Here is a 23,757-nt window from a genome sequence, read left to right as displayed (position 1 = left end):
CACGGGGGCCGCCTCGTCTCGCCACGGAGCACCAGTGAAGATCAGCCGCGCCGACATCGCCGCCAGCCTGACCGCGCCGAGCATCGTCACCGGCGCCGCCCTCATCGCCGAGCTGCAGTACGGCACCGATGCGGCCGTCGTCGAGTTCGCTACCGCGGTCGCCACCGGCAATCTCGCCTGGACGTCGTTCGCGAAGAAGTGGTCACCCGCCCTGTCCTGGGGCGCCCTCGCCATGACCGGGGCGTTCACTCAGGCTGGCGTCACCACCGTCGGCGGGATAGGCCCCACCGCCTATGCGTGGCTCGTCGCCAGCGCGGCCGCGGTCGCCGCCCGGCTGGTGTACAAGCACCACACCCGGCACGACGACATGAAGCTGAACATGGACCAGACCCGGCTCAACACCGCGCTGATCCGGCAGCAGATGGCCCACCACGCCCTCGTCCAGCGGACCACCCCCGAACCGATCCAGGCCGGACCGAACCTCACCGGGCGGACCGTGGAAGAGACCAGGCTGCGGACCGTGGTCCACGAACTGTTCCAGACCGAACTGCCGGGCTGCACCGTGGAACGGACCAAGACCGGATGGACCGCCGTCCTCGACCTACCCGTGAACCTGGACCGGGCCAAGCTCCGTTCCGCGTGGGACCGCGTCGCCTCCGGCATGGGCGTGGCCGGGGAGTTCATGCTGGAAGACGGGGCGCTCACGAACCAGCTCATCGCCCGGTTCATCGACGGCGACCCCCTCTCCGCCGTGATCCCCTACGAGCGGACCACAGGCGCCCGGTTCACCGACCCAGTCCTGTTGGGCGTGGACCGGTTCCTGAACCCGGTCTGGCTGGACCTGGCCTACAACCACACGCTGGTCGCCGGGTCCAGCAAGTTCGGCAAGTCCACCCTGGTCCGGTCCATCGCGGTCCAGCTCGCCGACCGGCCCGACACCGTCCTCTACGGCATCGACCTCAAGCCCGGCGCACCCGAGCTCACCCCCATGCTGCCGCTCCTCCAGGACCTCGCCGCCACACCGGAGCAGGCGCACGCTCTCCTCGACTGGCTGCGGCAGGAACTCGACGAACGCGGCGAGATCCTCGCCGCCGCCGGTGACCAGGAGTGGGACCCCGCCAAGCACGGCCGCCCCGCGATCTGGGTCATCGAGGACGAGCTCGCCGAGTTGGTCCGCCAAGGCGACGTCGGCCCGTGGAAGAAGGACCCCGCGTCGAAGAAGCAGGAAGGCCTGCTCGCGCTGATGCGGTTCGCCGGCATGCACTTCCTCTCCGCGACCCAGCAGCCGTCCCGGAAGGTCTTCGGCGGCACCACGGACGCCCGCGGCAACTACGCGAACCGGCTGTCCACCCGCATGAACGACGCGGACCACAGGAGGTTCATTTTCGGCAACACCCCAGGTTGGGAGCCCGGCAAGCTGGACCAGCCCGGCAAGTTTTTGCTCCAGTCCCCGGTCCACCAGGTGGCGGCCCCGTACAAGGGCATGTGGCTGACGGGGGATGAGTTCAAGGCGGAGGTGGCGCGGATCGGGGCGACGACGGTGCGGGCGCCGGTGGGGAAGCGGCTGATCCTGCCGGTGGGCGGGGCGTCCAACCAGGAGAAGGTGAAGGCCGCGCTCGCGAAGTACGGCAACGCCACCCGCCGCGAGCTGGAGCAGGCGACGGACCTGGAGGAGCGGCAGGTGCTGAAGGCCATCGAAGGGCTCAAGCCGGAGGTCGAGCGGACGGACGCTGGCACGTGGCGTCTGGTGCCCGCGGAGGCGTGGGAAGCGCAGGCGGTATCCGTCCCCTGAACCGAGGGAATCAGCAGGTCAGAGCGCGTCTCGATGGGTCCCCTGCCCCGTTCCCTTACGTGGCCTCACGGCGCCCCCTGGGGGAGAGGGGTCCAGGCGGTAGGGGACCGGCCAGGGGACCCGCTGCCACGCCCCCAGAAGGCGAGTTGACAGCGCTGCGACACTGAGAATCGCGTCAGGCACCGCGCACCCGGCCCCACCGCATTCCCCCCAGGGCGGTGGGGCCGGCGCATGCCCGGGCTACCGGTCCGCCGGCTCCGGAGTGCGGGCTGCGGGTACGGCGCGGGCGACCCAGCCGCGGCCGGTGCTGTCGGAGGGGCGCATCGTCGGGCGGGCGCCGAGGAGTTCGCAGAGCCGGTCGAGCTCCCGCTGGCAGGCCTCTCGCGTGCCGCCGCGCACCATGTACACCACGTCGTCCATGCCCGCAGTGTCGCCGTTACCCGCTGGGCCCGGCTACCGGTTCGGGTGGATTCGGGTCACAGAACGGCGACAGCGCCTCCACGCCACCTCCACACGAGCGCATCATGCACCCCAGCACACACACCACCTGGGGGACCGATGCACCAACAGCCGTACCCACCGCCTCCGCCGCCTGGCCCGCCGCGCTGGGGCCGCTTCGCCGCATGGACTGGCGCGGCCGTCGTGGCTGCGTTCGCGATCGGCGGCGCCCTCGGCGTGTGGCTCGACGACGACACCACCACCGCGAACCCCAGCTCATGCAAGGCCGCGCTCACCGAGAACCTCCGCACAGCCACCGAGGCCGGCCCGGGCGGGCCAACCCTCCCCGCGCCGCCGGAGTGTGTGGGGGTGGACCAGGTGACTCTGGAGCGGATCACGGGTGAGGTGATCGCCGACTACTGGAAGAGTCCGGAGGCGGACAAGGCGGTCGAGGATGCGATGCGCCGGGCGATGGAGAGCGCCGCGGCCTCGCCGTGACGTCACCCGTTCGGGGGTAGTGACATGCGCGCCCGGTGGGGCGTAGCGTCGCGGGGAGCGGCGGTTGTGCGGGGAGTGAGCTGCGAGCTTCGATCCGTGCAACCGCCGCGCCCGTACAGCGAGAGGCCCCGCACCGGAGTTCCGGGCGGGGCCTTCGTCATGCCGCGGCTCAGGCGTTGCGCCGCGCCATCGCAGTGCGCGCGGGCAGGCTGCTCGTCTCGCACTCCAGGCACATGAAGCCGGCCGGCGGCGCGCCGTGGCAGGTGCGGCAGTCGGCGGGTGGCTGGAGCAACTCCTCCACGCCCAGGCCGAAGACGGCTGCCAGGGCGACGAGGTCGTCGACATCGACGTGCCGCTCCCCGGCGTCGATCGCACTCAGCCCGAGCGCAGGGATGGGCCGGCCGAGCTGCGCGAGGCGCTCCTCGACGTGCCGGTACCCCCAGCGGCGTTCCTCGCGGAGGCGGCGGACGTTGCGCCGCACGTTGTTCCCAGCCGGGCCGAGCGGGCCCGCCGCGCTCATGCGGTCTTCTCCTCGCTGCTCGCCGCGCGCTCGCTCGTGTCGGGCCGCTTGGGCATCCGCGCCCCGGGACGTCGTAGGTACCAGGCCACGAAGTCCCGCAGCACGGCGGAGCGGTCGGTGTCCTGCGGCACAGCCTCTCCGAACGCCTGCCACTCGTCGGCGTCGATGCGGAAGCGGCTGATGGGTGTCTTCGGCTGGTTGGGCATGCCGTCAGCCTATCGGGTGTAGCCACACTCGGACACCCCCAACCCCTTGCGGTGTGGCTACACCTCCGGCTAGGGTGTGGCTACACCGCAACCGAGGGGGACCCGATGAGGCACACCAACCGCGAGACCAGCACCACCACCCTCACCCGCCTCATCAAGGCCCTCGACGCCAAGCACCCCGTCACCATCACCTACGTCAAGGCCGACGGCAGCACCACGGTCCGCACGATCGAGGTGTACGACGTGGTGGTCAGTGCCGCCGGCGACATCGTCCTCAAGGCCATGGACCGCGAGACCGGGGAGTCCCGCTCCTTCCGCCTGGACCGGCTCGTCGCCTACACCGTCCACCGCAGCGAGTACACCGTCGCCCGCCCGGCCGCCGACGACAAGCCGGCCCGCCCCGCGCACGGCCTCGCCACCGTCACAGTGCTGTACCCCGTCGACTGCCCCGCCGTCGCCCGAGTTCAGCTGCTGGCTGACGCCCTCGCCGCCTAGGAGAACCCATGCCCGAAGCCGACCAGATCCGCGCCCGCCTCGACGCTCTCGCCGCCCAAGAGGCCGCCAACCCGTCCCCCGTCTGGGCGCCCATCGACCACCCCGGTCCGTGCCGACCGCCGTTCCTCGCGCGTACCCGGGACTGCGACTGCTCCCGCTGCTGTGCGGCCGCACCCCACGAGCCCGGCTGCTCGAAGCCCGACACCCCGCAGTGCACCTGTCCCGACGACGCCGAGTACCACCTGCCCGACTGCCCCGAGGTTGGAGGAGAGACCGATGACCGCTGAGTTCACCGCCGAAGAGATCCGCCTGTGCCACGAGGCGACGGAGTTCGACCACGAGTGCCCGGTGTGCACCGCCGTGGATGAGCGGCCGGACGAGGCGATCCCCGGCACCGACTACTGACCCCCGCCGTACCCTCAACCCACCGCCACCGAAAGGAACCCGCCCTCATGGCGTACCGCCTGATCGTCACCCGCCCCAACGGCACGCAGGCCCACTCCAGCACTGAGCCACTGCCGACCCGTCACGCCGTCGCCCTGTCGGCGCTGAAGGTGCTCGCCGCTCAGGACATCGCCTTCGGCCGGGCCGGACTGGTCTTCGGGCGTCAGCTCCGAGACGCCGCACTCGGCGAGACGGTTACGCACGCGGGCTACACCTTCCGCACCGAGCAGTTCTGACCGCGCCCGATCTGGACAACACGAAGGCCCGTCTCAACCCGCTACGCCAGCGGGGAGACGGGCCTCCGTCATGCGCGCCCACCGCAGAGCCGCCACCCCGGTTGCACGCATCGTTACCATCAAACCACGCCAACCAGTAACCAACGCCAGCCAACGCCGCCAGACGACCAGCAGAAGGGGGAGCGCCGTGGCCGCCGACGAACAGCCCGAACCAGGAAGCTCCCACGAGTACCTCGAACGCCCCCGCGACGGGAACGGCAAGTTCGCCCGGTCCATGGACAGCGTCCGCCGCGACGCCGCAGCCGCCGAATACTGGGCCGACAACCCCGGCACCACCTACCAGCAGATCGCCGACATGTTCGGCTACTACGACCGCTCCCAGGCGTGGCGCGGCATCCAATCCGCCAAGCGCGACGTCGCCCTGCCGGCCGTGACCAAGCTGCGGCAGACCGAGTCCGAACAGCTCGACGCCCTCTACCTCATGGCCATGGAGATCATCGAGCGGAACCACGTCATGGTCTCCCACGGGCGAGTCGTCTGCGGCGACGACGGCCAGCCGCTCCCGGACGACGGCCCGCGCCTCCAGGCCATCCAGACCGCGCTCCGCATCCGCGACCAGTACCAGAACCTGCACGGCCTCAAGCAGCCCGCCAAGGTCGAGCACTCAGGTGGCGTGCGGTACGAAGTCGTCGGAGTCGACGCCGAAGACCTCACATGACCACCGCGGTCGACGACGACGTCATCGTCCGCTACGAGCCCCGCGGCGCAGCCCGGCAGCTCTTCAAGACTCGGGACTCCGAGGTCGTGATGGCCGGGCCGGCCGGGACCGGGAAGAGCCTAGCTTCGCTGTTCCGTGTGCATTTGGCGGCGCTACACAACCCGAACATCCGCTGTCTCGTCGTCCGCAAGACCGCAGTGTCGCTCACCTCTACAACGCTGGTCACGTTCGAGAAGAAGGTCGCGGCGGACGCGCTCGCTCGTGGCATCGTCACCTGGTTCGGTGGCAGCTCCCGCGAAGCCGCGTGCTACCGCTACTCCAACGGCAGCGTGATCGTCGTCGGCGGCATGGACAAGCCCGAGAAGATCATGTCTGCCGAGTACGACCTCGTGTTCGCGGACGAGGCCACTGAGCTCACCATCGACGACTGGGAAGCCATCGCCACCCGCCTCCGCAACGGCGTCCTCTCGTGGCAGCAGCAGATCGCCGCCTGCAACCCCGCCCACCCCGCGCACTGGCTTAAGCAGCGCTGCGACCAGGGCGAAGCCACGATGCTCACCTCCCGCCACCGCGACAACCCCGCCTACGTGAACGCCGACGGCACCTACACGCCCAAGGGCCGGGACTACTTCGCGAAGCTCAACAAGCTCACCGGCGTCCGCAAGTCGCGCCTGCTGCAAGGCCAGTGGGCCGCAGCCGAAGGGCAGATCTACGAGACGTGGGACGACGCTGTACACCTCATCGATCCGTTCACCATCCCCGACAGTTGGACACGCTGGTGGACGGTGGACTTCGGCTTCACCAACCCGTTCGTCCTCCAGTGCTGGGCCGAGGACGACGACGGCCGGCTCTACCTGTACCGGGAGATCTACCGCACCAAGCGGCTCGTCGAGGACCACGCGAAGCACATCCTGCGCCTGCTGCGCCGCTGCGTTGAGTGCTGCGACTCCAAGGGCAGCGACCACGACTGCCACGACTGCAAACACTGCACCCTGGAGTGGACCGAGCCCCGGCCGCGCTCGGTGATCTGCGACCACGACGCCGAAGACCGGGCCACCCTGGAGAAGCACCTCGGCATGGGGACGGCGGCCGCAACGAAGACCGTGTCGGACGGCATCCAAGCCGTGCAGTCCCGCCTCAAGGTGCAGGGGGACGGCAAGCCCAGGCTGTTCGTCGTGCGCGGCGCGCTGGTTGAACGAGACCCGCTCCTCGAAGAAGCGTCGCTCCCGATGTCCACGACGGACGAGATCGGCGGCTACGTCTGGGCCGTGAAGCCCGGCAACGCCGGCGGTCTCAAGGAGGAGCCGGTGAAAAAGGACGACCACGGCTGTGACGCCCTGCGCTACATGGTCGCCGCGCGGGACCTCGGTGGCCGCCCGCGGGTGCGTGGCTGGCTGTGAGACTGTCGTGACCCTACAAGCCGCCACCGAGGGGACAAGGTTGCCGTGAAGAACGTGAAGGGCCAGATCAGGGCCAGTGTGCGCAGGTGGATGCAGAGCCTGAATAGGAGTATGCCGATCCTGCTTGACATGACTGGGATCATTCTCCTGTCGGGGTTCACCATGGCCCAGGCCGTAGCGGCGTGGAGTGTCGTCGTCGGCGGATGGGTCCTTGGCTTCGGCGTACTGGCGATCAACCGGGTGCACTTCGGCGACTGACATGAGGAGGGGTGTTGGCCAGAACCCTCCTCGGCGCACTGTCGAACGCGGCGCGCACGGCCACCCCGCCCGTCCCCTTCGCCTCCCGCGCCCAGTCCCACGGCCGCTTCTTCGGCAGCAACCGGTCTGCCGAGGGCCAGATGCGCGCCATGTCCGCCGTCTCCACGCTCTTCGCGATCGTCGACCGCACGTCGAACGCCACCGCCCTGGTGGACTGGAAGCTGTACCGGAAGTCCAAGAGCGGCAAGGTCGAGGACCGTGTCGAGGTCACCTCCCACGCCGCCCTCGACCTGTGGAACAAGCCCAACCCCTTCATGCCGCGGCAGGAGTTCGTCGAGTCCTCCACGCAGCACTACGACCTCACCGGCGAGACCTGGTGGGTCATCGCCCGCGCCCCAGGCTTCAACCTGCCGCTGGAGATGTGGCCCGTCCGCCCCGACCGCATCACCCCCGTCCCCGACCCCGAGACGTTCCTCAAGGGCTACGTCTACACGTCGCCCGACGGGGAGCAGATCCCGCTGGAGCTCGACGAGGTCATCCAGCTGCGCCGGCCGAACCCGCTCGACCCGTACCGCGGGCTGTCGCCGGTGCTGTCGATCCTCCCGGACCTGGACACGAGCCGGTACGCGGCCGAGTGGTCGCGGGCGTTCTTCATCAACAGCGCCCAGCCGGGCGGGATCATCGAGGTGCCCGTGCACCTCGGTGACACCGAGTGGGACGAGATGCGGGAGCGGTGGGCGGAGCAGCACAAGGGCGTCAACAACGCGCACAAGGTCGCCATCGTCGAGCACGGCGCGAAGTGGGTCGACCGGACGATCTCGCAGAGGGACATGCAGTTCGTCGAGCTGCGCGGCGCGACCGCCGACCGGGTGCGCGAGGCGTACGGCATTTCCAAGTCGGCGATCGGTGACTTCGAAGACATCAACCGCGCGAGCGCCCTCGCGGCGAAGTCGTGGTTCGCGGAGCAGCAGACCATCCCGCGCCTGGAGCGCATCAAGGCCGCGCTCAACCACGAGCTCCTGCCGATGTTCGGCGCGACCGCGCAGGGCCTGGAGTTCGACTACTGCGACCCCGTCCCCCCGGACCCGGAGACCGAAGCGCAGACGCTCACCGCCCGCGCCGAGGCCGCAGCCGCACTGCGCACCGCGGGCTGGGAGCCGGCCGGGATCCTCTCCGCGGTCGGCCTGCCCGAGATCCCGTACACCGGTGCTCCGGCTGCCGCGCCGACGTCGTGGGGCGAGACGGTCGCCGGGCTGCTGGGCGACGACTTCGAGAACGCGCAGCGGTGGGTTGTGGTCACGGAAGACGACGACGACCGGTGTGGGCCGTGCGCCGAACAGGACGGCCGGACGTACAAGAACCGCGCCCAGGCCTACAAGGACTACCCGGGCGGCTCGGGCTACGTGAAGTGCGTGGGCGCTGAGCACGGCAACGAATGCCGCTGCCGCGTGGTGAAGCGGGGACGCAAGGGAGAGGGCTCATGAACATCACGCTGCCCGGCAAGGCGGCCACCCTCATGGCCAGCCAGCGCGAGCAGGCGGAGAAGCAGCGCGCCAAGCTCGGCCTGGAGGCCCGCTCCTGGTACCGCATCAGCAACGCGGCCGACCCGGACGAGGCCGAGGTCATGATCTATGACGAGGTCGGTGGCTGGTTCGGCTGCACCGCCGACGACATGATCGCCGAGCTGAAGCAGATCACCGCGCCCCGCATGCGGGTCCGGATCAACTCGCCGGGCGGGTCGGTGTTCGAGGGCATCGCCATCGCCAACGCGTTGAGGGCACACCCCGCATCGGTGACGGTCCAGGTGGACAGCGTCGCCGCGTCGATCGCCTCCGTCATCGCCATGGCCGGAGACCGCATCGAGATGGCCCCCAACTCGATGATGATGATCCACGACGCGTCCGGCCTCTGCTACGGCAACGCCTCCGACATGGAGGAGATGGGTGAACTCCTCGACCTCATCAGCGACAACATCGCCGACGCCTACGCCAGCAGGGCGGGCGGCACCCGCGAGCAGTGGCGCGAGCGCATGCGCGCCGAGACCTGGTACCTCCCCGAGGACGCGGTCGACAACGGCCTCGCCGACGAAGCCGTCCAGGCCCCGAAGGCCGGCACGCCGACCGAGCCCGCCGAGGAGCCCGAGCCGGACATGGCCCGCGCCTGGGACCTCGCCGCCTACGGCTACCAGGGCCCGCGCCGCCACGAGCCGAAGGACGAGACGGAGCAGCCCACGTCGGTGACGCTGACGTTCAACGTCGGCGACGCCGTCGGCGAGCAGCTCCTCGCCGCTCTCCGCAAGGACGCCGAGCTCCGCGACACGGCCCCGCCCGTCGAGGCCGCGCCCGTCGCCGAGCCGGTCGCCGAGACCACGCCCGTTGAACCCGCCCCCGAGGAGCCGGCCGCCGTGCCGGAGCCGGAGGCGCCCGCCGCCGAACCCGTAGACGAGTGGGCGGCACTCACCGCTCACCTCACCCAGGACGACGCAGACACCTGGTCGGCGCTCGTCTCCAACCTGTTCGAGCCCGACACGTCGTCCCGCGCGGCGGCGGACGCCTAAGGAGGCACAGTGGCACCCACTACGACCGTCCCGCGCAACAGCGCCGAACTGGCGGAGATGCTCGCCGACCCGGCCAAGCGCAAGGAAGTCCTCGCGTCGCAGGACTCCCTCACCGAGTTCATCGACTCCTACGCGCAGGGCCAGCAGGGCGACGGCACCGACCTGAAGCGCATCGTCGACGAGCAGGTCCAGAAGGGCATGGCCGACTTCCTCCGGGAGAACGGCCAGGACATCAAGCGCCCCGACATGAGCGCCAAGACGGCCGACCCCTACGCGGCCGTCGACGCCACGCTCCAGGGCCGCGGCCTGTTCAACAAGGCAGCGGAGGGCTCGAAGCTCGACGGCCTGTACGCGAGCACCGGTGAGCTGTTCCGCAACATCGCCCGCCGCAACGAGCTGAACGCCGAGGACGCGGGCAAGCTCGCCTCGCTGAAGAACTACAGCAGCGACATCCCCTCGGACGGCGGCTACCTCATCCCGGAGACGCTGCGCTCCGAGCTGCTGCGGGTCTCGCTGGAGACCTCCGTGGTCCGGCCCCGTGCCCGCGTCATCCCCATGGAGACGCTGCGGGTCCCGTTCCCGGCGATCGACTCCACCACCAACGTCAACTCGGTGTACGGCGGCATCGTCGGCTACTGGACCGAGGAGTCCGGGCAGCTCACCGAGTCGCAGGCGAAGTTCTCCCGCATCGTCCTGGAGGCCCGCAAGCTCACCGGCTTCGCGAAGGTGCCGTCCGAGCTGATGCAGGACAGCCTCGTCTCCTTCGACGCGTTCATCGGGCAGATGTTCCCCGAGGCGCTGTCGTTCTTCGAGGACACCGCGTTCCTCACCGGCGACGGCGTCGGCAAGCCCCTCGGCGTCCTCAACGGCAACGCCGCCATCTCCGTCACCCGCACCACGTCCTCGCAGATCCAGTTCGCCGACGTCGTCGGCATGTACGCGCGGATGCTCCCGCAGTCCCTGTCCCGCGCCGTGTGGCTGGCCTCGCCGTCGGCGATCCCGCAGCTCGCGCAGCTCGCCATGACCCGCGGCACCGACGGCATCTCCGCCCCGCCCCTGTGGCTGTCCGGCGGCCAGGCCATCGACAACCTGCCCATGAGCATCCTCGGCCGCCCGGTCGTGATCACCGAGAAGGTCCCGGCGCTCGGCTCCGCGGGCGACCTGTCCCTCGTGGACTTCGGGTTCTACCTGATCGGTGACCGGCAGGCCATGCAGGCCCGCCAGTCCGAGGACAGGTACTTCGAGACCGACGAGATCGCGTTCCGCATCATCGAGCGCGTCGACGGCCGCCCCTGGCTGCAGTCCGCGATCACCCCCGCCAACGGCGGATCCACCCTGTCCCCGATCGTCAAGCTCGCCGCCTGACCCGGGCGCCGGAAAGGAATCACAGCCATGGCCATGGAAGCACTCGGGCGGCTCGTCGACGTCTGCGTCGGCGCGGTCCCCGTCGACATGTCCAGCGCCGCCGTCACCGGCAAGCGCGTCGCCCTGAAGGGCTGCGGCGGTCTGACGATCGTCGTCTTCAAGGGCGCCGGCACCGCCGGTGACGACCCGACGCTGACGCTGAAGCAGCACACCGCGAACACCGGCGGCACCACGTCGAACCTCGCGGTGATCGACCACTACTACCTCAAGTCGGCCACCACGCTGGCCGGTACGGAGGCATGGTCGAAGGTGACGCAGTCCGCGGCGGCGACGATCGCGGACCCGGGCGGGGCCGGTACGTCGGCGGAGTCGCAGCAGGTCATCGTCATCGAGGTCGATGCGGCGCAGCTGTCGGACGGCTACACGCACGTGTCGCTCGACGTGGCGGACGTGGGGACGAACGCGCAGCTCGGCGCGATCCTCTACCTCCGTCGTGACCTGCTGGTCGAGCGGGCCCCGGCCTCGCTGGCGGCGTCGCTGTGACGAGGGTCTGCCTGGACTGCACGGCCGCATACGCGGTGGGGGCGCCCCGGTGCCCCCACTGCGGGTCAGAGCGCGGCGCCGACGAAGGGTCGGCGGCGGCGCTCGGCATCCACGCTGGCAGGCCCATCGAGGAGGAGAACCACATGCCGAAGATCACCCGCCTGGGCGGGGCGAGCGTCGCGGGCGAGGAGCCCGTGCCGGTGGAAGGCGGTGAGGAGCCATCAGCTGGGAGCAGTGGCGAGACATCGTTCGAGAAGCCGTCGACTCCGCCCGAGACGAGCGAGACCGGCCCCCGGAAGCGTGCCCGGAAGACGGGGAGCCGCTCCGCGCAGGCCCGGACGGCGGGCTCTACTGCCCGTTCGACGGATGGCGGCCAGGCGGACGACGAGTCGGCGACCGACGACTCTGCTGACGCCTGACCAACCCGCACCAACACCACGAGAGGAGGTGAGGAGAGATGACCGAGCCCTGGTACGCGACGCGTGAGGACGTGATGCGCGCCCTAGACGTGAAGCTCACGGCGCGCAGCACGCGGCAGATCGACCGGGCGCTGCAGTCCGCGAGCCGCGACATCGACAGCCTGTGTCACCGCCGCTTCTACCCCGAGACGGCGACGCGCAGCTTCGACTGGCCCGGGTCGCAGTACCGGCCGTCATGGCGGCTGTGGCTCGACGACCAGGAACTCATCTCCCTCACCTCCATCACGTCCGGCGGCACGGCCATCAGCCCCGACGACGTGGTCCTGTACCCGCTGTCGGGGGCGCCCTACAGCCGTGTCGAGACCAACCTCGGCACCTCGGCCGCGTGGGGCGGCGGCGACACCCACCAGGCCGACGTCACCATCACCGGCCTGTGGGGCTACCGCCTCGACGAAACCACGGTCGGCGCGCTCGCCGCAGACGTCGCCTCGACCACCGCCACCACGATCACCGTGAACGGCCCGGCCTCCGCCGAACTCGGCGTCGGCAGCATTCTCCGCATCGACGACGAGCGGATGATCGTCACCGGGCGCAGCATGGTCGACACCGGCCAGGGCTTCGGTGACTCCATGACCGCAGCCAAGAACGACGTCTCCATCGGCGCCGCCGACGGCACCGCCTACGCCGTCGACGAGGTCATCCTCCGCGACTCGGAGCGGATGCTCATCGTCGACATCGCCGGCAACACCCTCACCGTGGAGCGCGCGTGGGACGGCAGCGTCCTCGCCGCGCACACGGACTCCGCGATCTACGCACCCCGCGCGCTTACCGTCGTCCGGGGCGCCCTCGGCACTACCGCCACCACCCACGACAGTGCGGCGTCCGTGCGCCGTTGGAACCCGCCCGGTCTCGTCCGCGATCTCACCATCGCCGAGGCCCTCAACCGGGTCACCAACGAGCAGGCCGGATACGCCCGCACCCGCCGCACCAGCGGCGGCGGGGCCAGCACCGACCAGGCCCTCACCGCCCGCGACCTTCCCGCGCTACGGGAGCAGGTCTACAACGCGCACGGCCGTAAGGCCCGCCATCGGGGAGTGTGAGCGATGCCTGGCTTCGATGTGCGCGTCAACTCCCACGCCTCCGGGCCCTGGGCGTCCGGTAGGGCGGGCCGTGCGCTGCACGACTACGCAGACGACGTCGAGTACCAGGTGGCGCGTGAGGGCGAGCGGTTGGTGCATCAGCGGCTGCGGCAGGTGCTGCGGCACCCGACGGGCTACTACCAGTCGAAGATCAGCGTGGACCGCACCAGCGGCGGCCGGTACATGGTGCACGACCAGCGCATCGTCTACGGGCCGTGGTTGGAAGGAACGGGGAGCAGGAACAGCCCCGTCACGCGCTTCCCGGGCTACTTCACGTTCCGCCGGACGAAGCCGCTGCTGGACCGCAAGGCCCCGCAGATCGCCCGTGAACTGCTAGCCCGCTACCGGTCTAGGGGGCTGATCTGACATGGCCCTCGACATCCAGACCATCCTCGACGCAGTCGAAGACCACGCCTCCCGCAGCGGCTACTTCTCAGCGATCAATGGCCACGAGCCGAAGTCTCCGCCCACCAGCGGCATCACCTGCGCCGTGTGGGTGGAGCACATCGGACCCGCCCGCGGCGCGTCGGGCCTCGACTCCACCACCGCCAGGCTCGCGCTGTACGTGCGCCTGTACTCCGCGCTGGTGCAACAGCCGGTCGACGCTATCGACCCGGACCTGATGACAGCCCTGGACGCCCTCATGGGCGCCTACACGAACGACTTCACCCTCGGCGGCCTGGTCCGCAACGTCGACGTTCGCGGCCAGCATGGCGACCCGCTGTCGGCGCGCGCCGGCTACCTCGCCGAGGGCGGTGCGGAGTACCGGGTTATGACGATCACCCTCCCGCTCATCGTGAACGATCTCTGGACGGAGGCCCCGTAGTGGCAAAGCAAAGCGGGCTTGGTGACAACCTCTACCTGTCCGGCTATGACCTCTCCGGCGATATCCAAGCCGTCGGCAACATCGGCGGCGGCCCCGCCGCCTTGGAGTTCACCGGCATCAACAAGTCCGCCCACGAACGCAAGGGCGGGCGTCTCGACGGCCGGCTGCAGATGACGACCTACTTCAACCCGGGCGTGGAGGCGGACGCGGCGCACGGGATCTTGAAGGCTCTGCCGCGCACGGACGTGATCGCCTCGTACTTCCGGGGCACGACGCTGGGCGGCCCGTCGGCGAACATCGTCGCGAAGCAGATCGGCTACGACGGCAGCCGCGGGGACGACGGGCAGTTCACGTTCTCTGTCGAGGCCCAGTCGAACAGCTACACGCTGGAGTGGGGCCGGTCGCTGACCGCGGGCAAGCGCACGGACACCACGGCCACCAACGGCAGCAGCGTCGACTTCGGCACCGGGCCGACGACGTTCGGGCTTCAGGCGTACCTGCACGTGTTCGCGTTTACCGGCACCAGCGTCACGGTGAAGCTCCAGGAGTCCTCGGACAACGGGGCAGGGGACGCGTGGGCGGACGTCACGGGCGGCGCCTTCACCGCGGCCACCGGTGTGACGTCGCAGCGCATCGAGACCGCGCGCGGCCAGACCGTCGAGCGCTACCTCCGGGTGGTCACCACCGGCACCTTCACCAACGCGGTGTTCGCCGTGTCGGTGATCCGTAACGACGTGGCGGTGACGTTCTGATGCAGCGACCCGTGAACCGCATCGACCCGGCCCTGCCGGTGCAGGCGTACCAGACGTACCAGATCACCAGCCCGCGCGACACGAGCGTCGTGGCGGCGTGCGAGCAGGTCGGCTGCCCGCAGTGGCGGCACGGCTGGGACTCCGTCATCGACGAGCGCACGGAACTCGGCGCCACGCAGGCCCAGTACATCCGGACCCAGGCACGGCGCACGTTCCGCGAGCTGAAGACCGAGGCCGGCCTCACGGTGTTCCGCTTCGAGTCCGGGCAGCGCTGCTTCGCGGAACACCGGACGCGGCCCGAGATCTACCTCGTCCGCGACGGCGACTGGCGCGGCAACCCGACCGGCCGGAAGCGGCAGCACACCCGGGCCGCGGACTGGGTTGAGGACATGGCGGAGAACCAGCTCCGGCTCGTCGAGAACCAGCGGAAGGGATGAGCGATGCGCGACATCCGCCATCACGTTCGCCTGACGATCGACGGCGAGGACTTCTCGTCTGAGTGCGAGGAGGTCGAGTTCGGCACCCCGCGGGTCGTCTACGAGGAGAACGACGGTTGCAACCGCGTGCTCTTCGTGGGCCCCGCTGGCTTCCAGCTCACCCTGATCAACCCGACTGACCGGGCGCGCGCCCTGGTGGACGACGGGCGCACCACGCGCACCGTGAAGATCACGGCGGCGGGCCACTCCATCACGCACCGCACGCGATTCCACAAGGAATGGACCACGACGGACGGCACACGCAAGGTCTTCGGCTCCCTCGCCTGGGACCGCGACCGTGACGCCCAGTGGGTCGACGAACCGCAGCTCGCGCAGGCGTAGCTCCGAACAGAAGGGAACACGGCCATGGCCAAAGAGTCCGGCCTCGGATGGACGACCTGCTCCGTCGACGACGCGAGCGGCACCGCCCGAGCCATCAAGAACGACATCACCAACCTCCAGTTCGCCACCCCGCGCGGCGTGCAGGACGTGACGGGCATCGACAAGAGCGCGTACGAGCGGCTCCTGCTGCTCGCCGACTTCTCGATCACGCTGAACGGCGTCTTCAACGACGCAACGGGCCAGGCGCACGACGTGTTCAAGACCGTGCCCAGCACGAGCGTGGCGCGCACCGTCACCCTCACCGTGTCGGGCCAGACCCTCGCGAACGAGTGCCTCTTCACCGACTACCCGCTGACCCGCGGCGACGACGGCGCGCTCACCTTCTCCGCGCCCGGCGTCCTCAGCGACGGCACCGTCCCGACCTGGGCCTGAGGGGAGGCACGCATGGGATACCGACCGAAGCGGAAGATCTACACGCTCGACTTCACCAGCACCGAGTACGAGGGCCTTGAGGCCAGCGTGCGCGCTCTCACCGTCGGAGAGGAACTCGAACTCAACGAGATGGAGTTCACCCCCGACCAGGTGGTCAAGGCGCTCGTGCAGCGCCTCGTCTCGTGGAACGTCGAGGACGAGCAGGGGCAGCCGGTACCGACCTCGTACGAGGGCGTGTGCACGCAGGACGGCGGCATGGTCCTCGCCATCCTCAACGCGCTGCGACAGGTGAACAGCGGGGTCCCTGACCCTTTGCCGCAGAGCTCGCCCTCTGGCGAGCCGTCCCCGGCGGCGTCCATCCCGATGGAACCAAGGTCACCGAACCCGGAGAGCTCCGCCGTGCCCGCCTGATCCTCCGCCTCTGCGACCGCTTCCACTGCCTGCCCAGCCAGCTCCTCGACGAGCCGGCCGAGTTGCTGCGCCTCCTCATGATCGAGGAGCTCGGCTCGCCCGATACCCCGGAGGGAGGGGACCTCGATGGCTGACGACGTAACGATCACCGTGCACGTCCGGGACCTCACCGGGCCTGGCTTCAACTCCGTCAACCGCAACCTCAACCAGCTGCAGCGCCAGGCCAACAGCATGGGCGGCTCGCTGCGGATCGTCGGTGGCCAGCTCGACGACGTCGCCAGCGCAGCCTCGAACGCCGGCTCCTCGATGGGCGGCGGGGCTGGGCTGAAGGGCCAGTTGATCGGGGTCGCTGCTGCGGTGGGGGCGTCGTTGCTCCCGACGCTGGGGGCGTTGGCGCCGATGCTGACGGGTGTCGCCGCGGTGGGTGGTGGCGCGGCGCTGGCGATGGACGACCTGAAGAAGAAGGCGAAGGAGCTCAAGCCGGCGTTCGAGGACTGGAAGAAGGCGGCGGAGAAGACCGTCGCCCCGCACACGGAGAAGGCCGTCAAGTCCCTGAAGGGCGCGATGGCGGACCTCACTCCGGTCATCGAGACCGGGGCGGACACCTTCGGCCGGATCACGGAGAAGGCCGCGAAGTTCGCGGACAGCCCCGCGTTCAAGGGGGCACTGGCGAAGAACGCCGAGATGGGCTCGAAGTGGGTCGAGGAGTTCGCCGGGAGCGTCGGCACCTTCACCCAGAGCTTCCTCGACTTCGGCTCCAAGTCGCAGCCGGCGCTCGACGCCTGGGACAGCTTGCTCGGCGGCCTGTTGGACACGGGCCTGCCGGGGATGTTCGAGGGCCTGGAGCAGGGGATCTCTGGTTCGTCGGAGATGCTCGGCGGTTTCGCGTCGCTCCTGAACGACTCGCTGCTGCCGTCGCTGGGGAAGATCTCCGGCGCGTTCGCTGAGACTTTCGGCCCGCTGATGGGCGAGATGTTCCGCGGCCTAGGTCTGAGCATCGAGGGCTTCGCGGCGGTCTTCGAGGGCGTGTTGGAGGGCATCGAGCCCGCCATGCACGTGGCCGCCGACGTCTTCCGGGCATTCAATGAGATCGGGCAGATCGCGTTCTCTGTGGCGGGGGATCTCGCGAGTGTCCTCGGTGGCGCGCTGGTCGAGTCCCTGCTCGAAGTCGCGGGCGTTGACGTGTCCACCCTCGGCGAGGGATTCCGTGGCCTGTCGAACTGGGTGAAGGAGAACGAGACGGCCATCCGAGGCGCGTTCGTCCAGGTCGGCCAAGTGATCATCGACATGGTCAACACTGGCATCCAGTGGCTGCCGCTGCTCAGCGCGGGCTTCACCCTGATGGCGAAGACCGCGATCGACTCCGCCGACCTGGTGATCAGTGGTCTGGCGATGGCGTTCGGGAACATCCCGGGTATCGGCGAGGCGCTGAAAGCGTCGAACGAGCGGTTCGACGAGTGGGCCACGGGGGCGAAGGAGACCCTGGACGGGGTCAACGGCAAGATCGGCGAGTTCGCCACGACCGCCAACGAGAAGCTCGGCCGGGCGAAGCTGAAGTTGGACGTGAAGCAGGCCGAGGCGAATCTCAACAGCATCAAGGAGAAGCTGCAGGACAAGTCGCTTACCGCCGAGCGGAAGGCGAAGCTGTCCGCCGACAAGAGCCAGGCGGAGGCCGCGCTGCGGGACGCCCGTGGCAAGCTCGACGCCTACGACCGGAAGAAGGCCGAGGCCAGCATCACGGCCGACGCGCGGTCCTTCTTCGGCACCGCATCGAGGGTCAACGGCACACGCTTCCCGGGCAAGAAGGTGCCGGTCGGCGCCAACACCGGCTTCTTCAACGCCGCGGTCCGCGCGATCAGCGGCAGCGTCGTCGGCACCGCCTACATCAACGTCTACCAACGCCGCGTCGAGTCACAGAACCAGCCCAGGTTCCGGGCAATGGGCGGCCCCATCCGCCTCGCGGGCGGCGGCTCACCCGACGGCGGCCGCGTGGTCGGCCCCGGCAGCGAGACGTCCGACTCGATCCCGGCAATGCTCTCGGCCGGCGAGTACGTGATCCGTGCAGCGAGCGTGCGCCGGTACGGCGAGGGATTCATGGACGCCGTCAACCGCGGCACGCTCAAGGTCGCCGCGTTCGCGAAGGGCGGCAAGGTCTCAAAGCAGGCGAAGGCCGAAGCCGAGGCCCGCCGGGACGCGCGCGGGGATCTGACCATCAGCCACTTCGGGCAGATGGCCGGCTACCGGCGTAGCGAGTTTGGCTCGGCGCTCGCCAACCCGGCCTCGGTCAGCAGTCTCGTGAACGCCTTGAACCAGTGGCGCGGGATCATCATGAAGGCCACTCACGGCGGGCAGGAGCGCTCCCTGCTGCGCGCGCTCGACTCCACCGGGAAGAAGCTCCTCAGCTGGGAGAAGCAACTCGGCAAGGTGTCCGCGTCGCTGGAGAAGGCCAAGGCGAAGCTCGACAGCTTGAAGCAGGCCGCCGCGTCCCTGTCGGACTCGGTGAAGTCTGGGGTGCTGAACTCGGCGAGTATCACCCGTGGCGGTTCCGGCGACGCCCCGGTCACCGTGGCGTCCATCATGGGCGGTCTCACCGCCAGCCGAGACAAGGCGACCGCGTTCGCGAAGGCGTTGAAGGACCTCAAGAGCAAGGGCCTGTCCAGCAGCCTGCTGCAGCAGATCGCGGAGGCTGGCCCTGACAGCGGGCTGGACACGGCGGGTGCTCTGCTGCAGGCGTCTTCGTCGGAGATCGGCTCTCTCAATTCGTTGCAGTCGCAGATCAACTCGGCGGCTGGCTCGGCGGGGAAGACCACGGCGGATGCGGTGTTCGGGGCGGCGATCAAGGCGCAGCAGTTGCAGGTGAAGAAGCTGACCGACTCGCAGGAGAAGCTGGCCCGGTCGATGGACAAGCTGGCCCGCGCGATGGAGAAGCAGATCGAGAAGGCCTTCGGGAAGAAGGCCAGCGGCGGCATCATCGGCGCCGCGTCCGGCGGGGCCCGCGGCTCGTGGACGATGGTCGGCGAACACGAGCCCGAGCTCGTGAGGCTCCCCTTCGGGTCGCGCGTGTACTCCGGGCCGGACACCCGCCGCATGCAGCAGCAGGCATGGGCGTCGATGCTCAACACCCCTCGCGGCGGCGGCGCCCGGTACGCGCCGACTCCAGCTGCGGCAGCCGACGGTCAGCCACTGGTGATCCAGGTACGGATCGCAGACCGCGACTTCGGCGAGATCTGGGTGGATGCCGGCCGTAAGGCCGTGCGTGCCCGGGGGTCGATCGAGGCCACGCTCAAGCCGCCGCGCGGCAGGTAACTAGGAGAGGACAAAGAGTGCCGTACATCGTGTGGAATGGGGCGGCGCCGACTACGGCGGCCCAGGCGAGCGTCACGACGGGGACGAGCATCAAGACGATGCTCCAACTCGCCACGCCGTCGACGAGGCAGATTCAGCTGCTGGAGTGGGGCTTCTCCCTGGACGACCCGCCCGGCGCGGACGGTGTCATCGAGCTGCTGCAGACAGACGTGGCGGCCACCGTGACCGCGCACGTCAACGCCGGCGTGCAGAACCTCGACCCCAACGGCGCGAACACGCTGCTCACGCTGGGCACTTCGGCGACCGGCTACACGGCGACCGCGGAGGGCACCACCACGGCGTCCCGCGTCTTCGACACCGTGTCGCTGTCGTCGGTGTCCGGCGAATCGGGCCTGCAGTACGTGCGGCAGTGGATGCCCGACACCCGGCCCATCATCGCCGTGAGCCGGTTCCTCCGGGTCCGCGCGACCACCCCAACCACCGCCACCGACATGCGCTGCTGGGTGATCTTCCAGGAGGTGGGCTGACCGATGCCGATCGCCCCGCTCGTCGCCGCAGTCCGGCGCCGCCTCACCAACCTCCCCGGCCCGCTCAGGGGCAGCGGGGAGGCGTCGAACGACGAGCCGGTACAGGTCGAGCTGTTCATCGCGGGCGAGTGGGTCGACATCACCAACGGCGGATACGTCATGGTCCGCGACGACAGCGGCCAGATCCGCATCACCTACGGGATCCAAGGCGGCGAGGGTTCGCAAACGGACTCAGCGCAGGCAACCCTCCAGTTGAAGAACGGCGACGGCCGCTTCTCCCCGCGCAACCCCTCCGGCCCCTACTACGGCCTGATCGGCCGGAACACCCCGCTCCGGATCAGCGTGCCCGACGGCAACGGCGGCAAGTCCTACCGGATGTGGGGCGAGGTCACAGAGTGGGCCCCCAACTGGGACCCCACCGGCAACGACGTGTGGGTCGACGTCACCGACAAGGGCATCATGCAGCGCCTGGCGCAGGGGCCCGGGCCGGAGCGGTCGGTGATCTACTACGCGGTCACGGACCCGACGCCGTCGAACCTGGTGGCGTACTGGCCGTGTGAGGACGCAAGCGACGCAGTTCAGATCGCATCGGCGCTCGCCAACGGCAGCCCGATGACGTTCACCGTCGCTCCGCAGCTCGCCGCATCGACGCGCTTCGAGGCCAGCGATCCGCTGCCCGTGTTCACCGGCGCGGCGATGTCCGGCGGCGTCGCCAAGTACAGCAACACCACCGCCACCCAGGTCCGCTTCCTGCTGTACATCCCGCCCGAGGGAACCAGCGACCGCAAGGTCATCCTCCGCGTCTCCAACTTCGACGACATCACCGTCACACAGGCGATGGAGTGGGAACTCGTCTACAACACGACGGGCCGCAACCTCAGCCTCCAGCTCATGGACGGCGACGGCGCAAACTTCAACGACATCGCCGACACGCTGCCCGTCCCCGGCCGGCTCCTGCGGGTGTCGATCGAGGCGCAAGAGGTCGGCTCGAACACGAACTACACGCTGCGGCTCCTGGACCTGGTGTCGGGTGCGCAGAGCAGCGGGACGGGCACCAGGACCAGCGAGGGTCTCACCCGCGTCACCAAGATCTCGCCGTTCGTGCCGTCGATCTCTGTTGTCGGCCCGAACAACTCCACCGGCCTGACCGGCGGCGTCATCGGGCACATCACCGTCCAGAACGAAGTGACTGCGATCGATGACCTGGGCACCAGGCTGAACACCATCGGTGAGACCGCGGGCCGCCGCATTGAGCGGCTGTGTGGCGAGGAGGGCATCCCCTTCGAGTGGGTCGGCGACCTCGATGACACGGTTGCGCTGGGCGGGCAGCCGCGGCAGAACCCGCTGTCGCTGATGCAGGAGGCGTGTCTGGCCGACGGCGGGCTGCTGTACGAGACGCGCTCTGTGCTCGGTCTCGGCTACCGCACCCGCGCCTCGCTGTACAACCAGGACCCGGCGCTGACGCTGTCGTACACGGGCTACAACCTCGCCCAGGTGCCGGTCCCGGTGGAGGACGACCGGTACGTTCAGAACGTCCTCACGGTCACCGTGGGCGGCGTCAGCGCCACGTATGAGGAGACGGACGGCGCGCTCGGCACCGAGACTGTCGGCAAGTACGGCGAGACGTCCGGGCTCACCCTCAACCTCGCCACCACCGACCGGGCCACCATCCGTGATCACGCCGCATGGCGCGTCCACCTTGGCACCGTCGACGAGGAGCGCTTCCCCCGCATCAGCGTCAACCTCGCCCACAGCAGCATCACACCCGCGATGAAGCGGGCGATCCTCGCCCTGCGTCTCGGCGACCGCATCCAGGTGACCAGCCCACCCTCGTGGCTCGCCCCGGACACCATCGACCAACTCGTCCTCGGCATCGAGGAGACCATCACCCACTTCGAGCACCGGCTCACCTTCGCCTGCGCGCCGGCATCGCCGTACTCGTCGATCGGTGTCCTCGACGCGGCGGAGACGCGGATCGACACGGACGGCTCGGAGCTGGTGGCCGCGGTGTCGTCGGCGGCTACGTCGCTGACGGTGGTGCCGTCGGCGGGCGAGGTGACGCTGTGGACGACGAGCAGCGCGGACTGGCCGTTCGATGTGCGGGTGGGCGGCGAGGTGATGCGCGTGACCGGCGTATCCGACTGGCTCTCGGACACGTTCACCCGTTCCGTCTCCGGCAGCTGGGGCACCCCGGACACCGGCAGTACCTGGAGCACGGTCGGCGGCGGCTCGGCGTCGGACTACTCCGTCAACGGCTCGGTTGGCGTGCACACGCTGGCGACGCTCGACACGTCCCGACGCACCGCGGTGACCGCTGTCAGTCCGGACTTTGACCTGTACTGCGACATCACCACCTCGGCGCTGGCGACGGGCAGCAGCCTGTACGGCGCGGTCACGGGCCGCATGCAGGACTCCGGGAACATGTACACCGCCCGCCTGGAGTTCACCACGGGCAACGCGGTCCTGCTGGACGTGCGGCGCATCGTCGCCGACGTGCAGACCTCCCTGGGCTCATACACGGTCCCGGTCACGCACGCCGCCGGCCAGTTCGTCCGGGTCCGGTTCCGGGTGATCGGCAGCGCGGTGAAGGGTAAGGCGTGGCTGGCGACTGGGTTGGAGCCGCCGGAGTGGCACGTCGCGGCGACGGACTCTTCGTTCAGCGCGGCGTACTCGATCGGCACCCGCTCGATCCGCACCACCGGCAGCACCAACGCGGCGAGCGTGGCGATCCAGTACGACAACTTCCGCGTGATCAGCCCCCAGACGTTCACCGTGACCCGCAGCGTCAACGGCGTCGTCAAGGCGCACAGCGCGGGCGCTGACGTGCGTCTCGCCAACCCCACCATCCTCGCCCTGTAAGGAGAGGCAGCATGGCCGAGTACTACCCCCAGCCGGCGGCTGGACAGCGCGCGACTGCCGCCCTGCTGCGGAGCATGCTGCCGCAGGTGGCGCGGAAGACGGCGGACACGTCGCGGTCTGCGACGACCACTGCTACGGCGGATCCGCACCTCACGTTCGAGGTGGAGGCGAACGCGGTCTACGTGTGGGACGGGTGGGTCAAATATTTCGCTGACCCCGCCGCGGACCTGCTGATCGACTTCACTGTGCCGTCTGGGTCGCTCGGCGAGTGGCACATGGCCGCCCCGGGCTCCGGCACCGCGGCGTCCGGTACGACGGGCTACAGCCTCCGCATGGAGTCCAACGACGTCTCCCAGTCCCGCAACGCCTACGGCACGACGGACGCGGACATGGGCGCCATCCTCCACGGCACTCTCCGCGTCGGCTCCACGGCCGGCACGTTCTCTCTGGACTGGGCGCAGGCCGCATCGTCGGCTATCGCCGTGGTCCTTTACACCGACTCGTGGCTGCGTATGCAGCGCATCGCCTAAGGAGGCACCCATGGCCACTGTTGTGACTCGCAGGTATGAGTCGATGCAGTACGACGGCACGAACGGCACCGCGGTTGCGGAGTGGCTGGACGGCGCCTACACCATCTCTAGCGACACGGGCGTCCAGTTGATGCTGCTCAGCTCGGAGGGTTCGCGGAAGGTCATCCCGGCGGGGGGCTGGATGGTGCGGGACGCGTCACACGAACTGGTCTGGTACGGCACGGCCGCCGCATACGCCGTCCAGTGGACCGCTGTTGGGGGCGGCTGA

30 protein-coding genes are annotated in these 23,757 nt (G+C 69.6%); 27 read left to right on the top strand and 3 right to left on the bottom strand.

All coding sequences use genetic code 11. The features are described 5' to 3' along the window. Positions 1–34 precede the first annotated feature (34 nt). Positions 35–1,792 carry an FtsK/SpoIIIE domain-containing protein gene (locus ACFV20_RS19315; protein ID WP_385658115.1) on the top strand — a complete coding sequence of 586 codons (1,758 nt, stop codon included), beginning with the start codon at positions 35–37 and terminating at the stop codon, positions 1,790–1,792. Positions 1,793–2,032: 240 nt separating this feature from the next. Here ACFV20_RS19315 and ACFV20_RS19310 read toward each other — a convergent pair whose 3' ends face one another. Beyond that, entirely contained in the window at positions 2,033–2,212 is a 180-nt protein-coding gene (locus ACFV20_RS19310; RefSeq protein ID WP_385658113.1) for a hypothetical protein, read from the bottom strand. Positions 2,213–2,434: 222 nt separating this feature from the next. Between ACFV20_RS19310 and ACFV20_RS19305 the strand changes: the two genes are divergently transcribed. Then, positions 2,435–2,728, top strand: a complete 294-nt coding sequence (locus tag ACFV20_RS19305; protein WP_385658112.1) for a hypothetical protein — start codon at positions 2,435–2,437, stop codon at positions 2,726–2,728. A 169-nt stretch (positions 2,729–2,897) separates the two neighbouring features. On the opposite strand, the gene ACFV20_RS19300 is transcribed toward ACFV20_RS19305, so the two are convergent. Both ACFV20_RS19300 and ACFV20_RS19295 read right to left on the bottom strand, forming a co-directional pair. Continuing rightward, complete coding sequence (locus ACFV20_RS19300; protein WP_385658111.1) at positions 2,898–3,248, bottom strand: hypothetical protein; 351 nt, start codon at positions 3,246–3,248, stop codon at positions 2,898–2,900. Next, positions 3,245–3,454 carry a hypothetical protein gene (locus ACFV20_RS19295; RefSeq protein WP_385658109.1) on the bottom strand — a complete coding sequence of 70 codons (210 nt, stop codon included), beginning with the start codon at positions 3,452–3,454 and terminating at the stop codon, positions 3,245–3,247. Before ACFV20_RS19295 ends, ACFV20_RS19300 begins: the two co-directional genes overlap by 4 nt. 105 nt (positions 3,455–3,559) lie before the next feature. Here ACFV20_RS19295 and ACFV20_RS19290 point away from each other — a divergent pair, with 105 nt between their 5' ends. The 25 genes from ACFV20_RS19290 (at position 3,560) to ACFV20_RS19170 (ending at position 23,757) form a co-directional block, all read left to right on the top strand. Next, the gene (locus ACFV20_RS19290) at positions 3,560–3,949 is read left to right on the top strand and encodes a WYL domain-containing protein (RefSeq protein WP_385658107.1); all 390 of its coding nucleotides are present in this window, start codon (positions 3,560–3,562) and stop codon (positions 3,947–3,949) included. 8 nt (positions 3,950–3,957) lie between these two features. Further along, positions 3,958–4,236 (top strand): hypothetical protein, encoded by a 279-nt coding sequence (locus tag ACFV20_RS19285; RefSeq protein WP_385658106.1) that lies wholly within the window; start codon positions 3,958–3,960, stop codon positions 4,234–4,236. Then, positions 4,226–4,354 carry a hypothetical protein gene (locus ACFV20_RS19280; RefSeq protein WP_385658105.1) on the top strand — a complete coding sequence of 43 codons (129 nt, stop codon included), beginning with the start codon at positions 4,226–4,228 and terminating at the stop codon, positions 4,352–4,354. Before ACFV20_RS19285 ends, ACFV20_RS19280 begins: the two co-directional genes overlap by 11 nt. 47 nt (positions 4,355–4,401) lie before the next feature. Further along, complete coding sequence (locus ACFV20_RS19275) at positions 4,402–4,629, top strand: hypothetical protein (RefSeq protein ID WP_385658104.1); 228 nt, start codon at positions 4,402–4,404, stop codon at positions 4,627–4,629. Positions 4,630–4,816: 187 nt separating this feature from the next. Then, the gene (locus ACFV20_RS19270) at positions 4,817–5,347 is read left to right on the top strand and encodes a hypothetical protein (protein WP_385658103.1); all 531 of its coding nucleotides are present in this window, start codon (positions 4,817–4,819) and stop codon (positions 5,345–5,347) included. After that, the gene (locus ACFV20_RS19265) at positions 5,344–6,747 is read left to right on the top strand and encodes a phage terminase large subunit (protein ID WP_385658102.1); all 1,404 of its coding nucleotides are present in this window, start codon (positions 5,344–5,346) and stop codon (positions 6,745–6,747) included. The genes ACFV20_RS19270 and ACFV20_RS19265 overlap by 4 nt, the downstream gene beginning before the upstream one ends. Before the next feature lie 129 nt (positions 6,748–6,876). Further along, on the top strand, positions 6,877–7,005 hold the full coding sequence (locus ACFV20_RS19260) for a hypothetical protein (RefSeq protein ID WP_385658101.1): 129 nt from the start codon (positions 6,877–6,879) through the stop codon (positions 7,003–7,005). A 14-nt stretch (positions 7,006–7,019) separates the two neighbouring features. Further along, positions 7,020–8,489, top strand: a complete 1,470-nt coding sequence (locus tag ACFV20_RS19255) for a phage portal protein (protein WP_385658099.1) — start codon at positions 7,020–7,022, stop codon at positions 8,487–8,489. Continuing rightward, positions 8,486–9,562, top strand: coding sequence for a head maturation protease, ClpP-related (locus ACFV20_RS19250; protein WP_385658098.1), 1,077 nt, complete (start codon positions 8,486–8,488; stop codon positions 9,560–9,562). Before ACFV20_RS19255 ends, ACFV20_RS19250 begins: the two co-directional genes overlap by 4 nt. A 9-nt stretch (positions 9,563–9,571) precedes the next feature. Next, positions 9,572–10,927 carry a phage major capsid protein gene (locus ACFV20_RS19245; protein ID WP_385658096.1) on the top strand — a complete coding sequence of 452 codons (1,356 nt, stop codon included), beginning with the start codon at positions 9,572–9,574 and terminating at the stop codon, positions 10,925–10,927. Positions 10,928–10,954: 27 nt separating this feature from the next. After that, entirely contained in the window at positions 10,955–11,470 is a 516-nt protein-coding gene (locus ACFV20_RS19240; protein WP_385658094.1) for a hypothetical protein, read from the top strand. 143 nt (positions 11,471–11,613) lie between these two features. Beyond that, positions 11,614–11,889 carry a hypothetical protein gene (locus tag ACFV20_RS19235; protein WP_385658093.1) on the top strand — a complete coding sequence of 92 codons (276 nt, stop codon included), beginning with the start codon at positions 11,614–11,616 and terminating at the stop codon, positions 11,887–11,889. A gap of 38 nt (positions 11,890–11,927) precedes the next feature. Continuing rightward, a complete protein-coding gene (locus ACFV20_RS19230) occupies positions 11,928–12,989 on the top strand; it encodes a hypothetical protein (protein WP_385658092.1) in 1,062 nt (353 codons plus the stop codon). Between the two features lie 3 nt (positions 12,990–12,992). Beyond that, complete coding sequence (locus tag ACFV20_RS19225; protein ID WP_385658090.1) at positions 12,993–13,394, top strand: hypothetical protein; 402 nt, start codon at positions 12,993–12,995, stop codon at positions 13,392–13,394. Between the two features lies 1 nt (position 13,395). Next, positions 13,396–13,854: a hypothetical protein gene (locus ACFV20_RS19220; RefSeq protein WP_385658088.1), complete on the top strand. Its 459-nt coding sequence runs from the start codon at positions 13,396–13,398 to the stop codon at positions 13,852–13,854. Further along, the gene (locus tag ACFV20_RS19215; RefSeq protein WP_385658087.1) at positions 13,854–14,606 is read left to right on the top strand and encodes a hypothetical protein; all 753 of its coding nucleotides are present in this window, start codon (positions 13,854–13,856) and stop codon (positions 14,604–14,606) included. Before ACFV20_RS19220 ends, ACFV20_RS19215 begins: the two co-directional genes overlap by 1 nt. Then, on the top strand, positions 14,606–15,043 hold the full coding sequence (locus ACFV20_RS19210; RefSeq protein ID WP_385658085.1) for a hypothetical protein: 438 nt from the start codon (positions 14,606–14,608) through the stop codon (positions 15,041–15,043). The genes ACFV20_RS19215 and ACFV20_RS19210 overlap by 1 nt, the downstream gene beginning before the upstream one ends. A gap of 3 nt (positions 15,044–15,046) precedes the next feature. Further along, positions 15,047–15,424 carry a hypothetical protein gene (locus tag ACFV20_RS19205; protein WP_385658084.1) on the top strand — a complete coding sequence of 126 codons (378 nt, stop codon included), beginning with the start codon at positions 15,047–15,049 and terminating at the stop codon, positions 15,422–15,424. Between the two features lie 24 nt (positions 15,425–15,448). Then, a complete protein-coding gene (locus ACFV20_RS19200) occupies positions 15,449–15,856 on the top strand; it encodes a hypothetical protein (protein ID WP_385658082.1) in 408 nt (135 codons plus the stop codon). Between the two features lie 12 nt (positions 15,857–15,868). Further along, positions 15,869–16,267, top strand: a complete 399-nt coding sequence (locus ACFV20_RS19195; protein WP_385658081.1) for a hypothetical protein — start codon at positions 15,869–15,871, stop codon at positions 16,265–16,267. A gap of 126 nt (positions 16,268–16,393) precedes the next feature. After that, positions 16,394–19,573, top strand: a complete 3,180-nt coding sequence (locus tag ACFV20_RS19190; RefSeq protein ID WP_385658080.1) for a hypothetical protein — start codon at positions 16,394–16,396, stop codon at positions 19,571–19,573. Positions 19,574–19,590: 17 nt separating this feature from the next. Further along, the gene (locus ACFV20_RS19185; protein ID WP_385658078.1) at positions 19,591–20,100 is read left to right on the top strand and encodes a hypothetical protein; all 510 of its coding nucleotides are present in this window, start codon (positions 19,591–19,593) and stop codon (positions 20,098–20,100) included. Positions 20,101–20,103: 3 nt separating this feature from the next. Continuing rightward, positions 20,104–22,959 (top strand): hypothetical protein, encoded by a 2,856-nt coding sequence (locus ACFV20_RS19180; protein ID WP_385658077.1) that lies wholly within the window; start codon positions 20,104–20,106, stop codon positions 22,957–22,959. An 11-nt stretch (positions 22,960–22,970) separates the two neighbouring features. Beyond that, positions 22,971–23,489, top strand: a complete 519-nt coding sequence (locus tag ACFV20_RS19175; protein WP_385658075.1) for a hypothetical protein — start codon at positions 22,971–22,973, stop codon at positions 23,487–23,489. Positions 23,490–23,499: 10 nt separating this feature from the next. Then, complete coding sequence (locus ACFV20_RS19170) at positions 23,500–23,757, top strand: hypothetical protein (RefSeq protein ID WP_385658073.1); 258 nt, start codon at positions 23,500–23,502, stop codon at positions 23,755–23,757.

Source organism: Streptomyces sp. NPDC059696, from assembly GCF_042733745.1.
GTDB lineage: Bacteria > Actinomycetota > Actinomycetes > Streptomycetales > Streptomycetaceae > Streptomyces.
The sequence above is the reverse complement of the archived record's forward strand: the minus strand, read 5'-3'. Positions and strand labels throughout refer to the sequence as shown.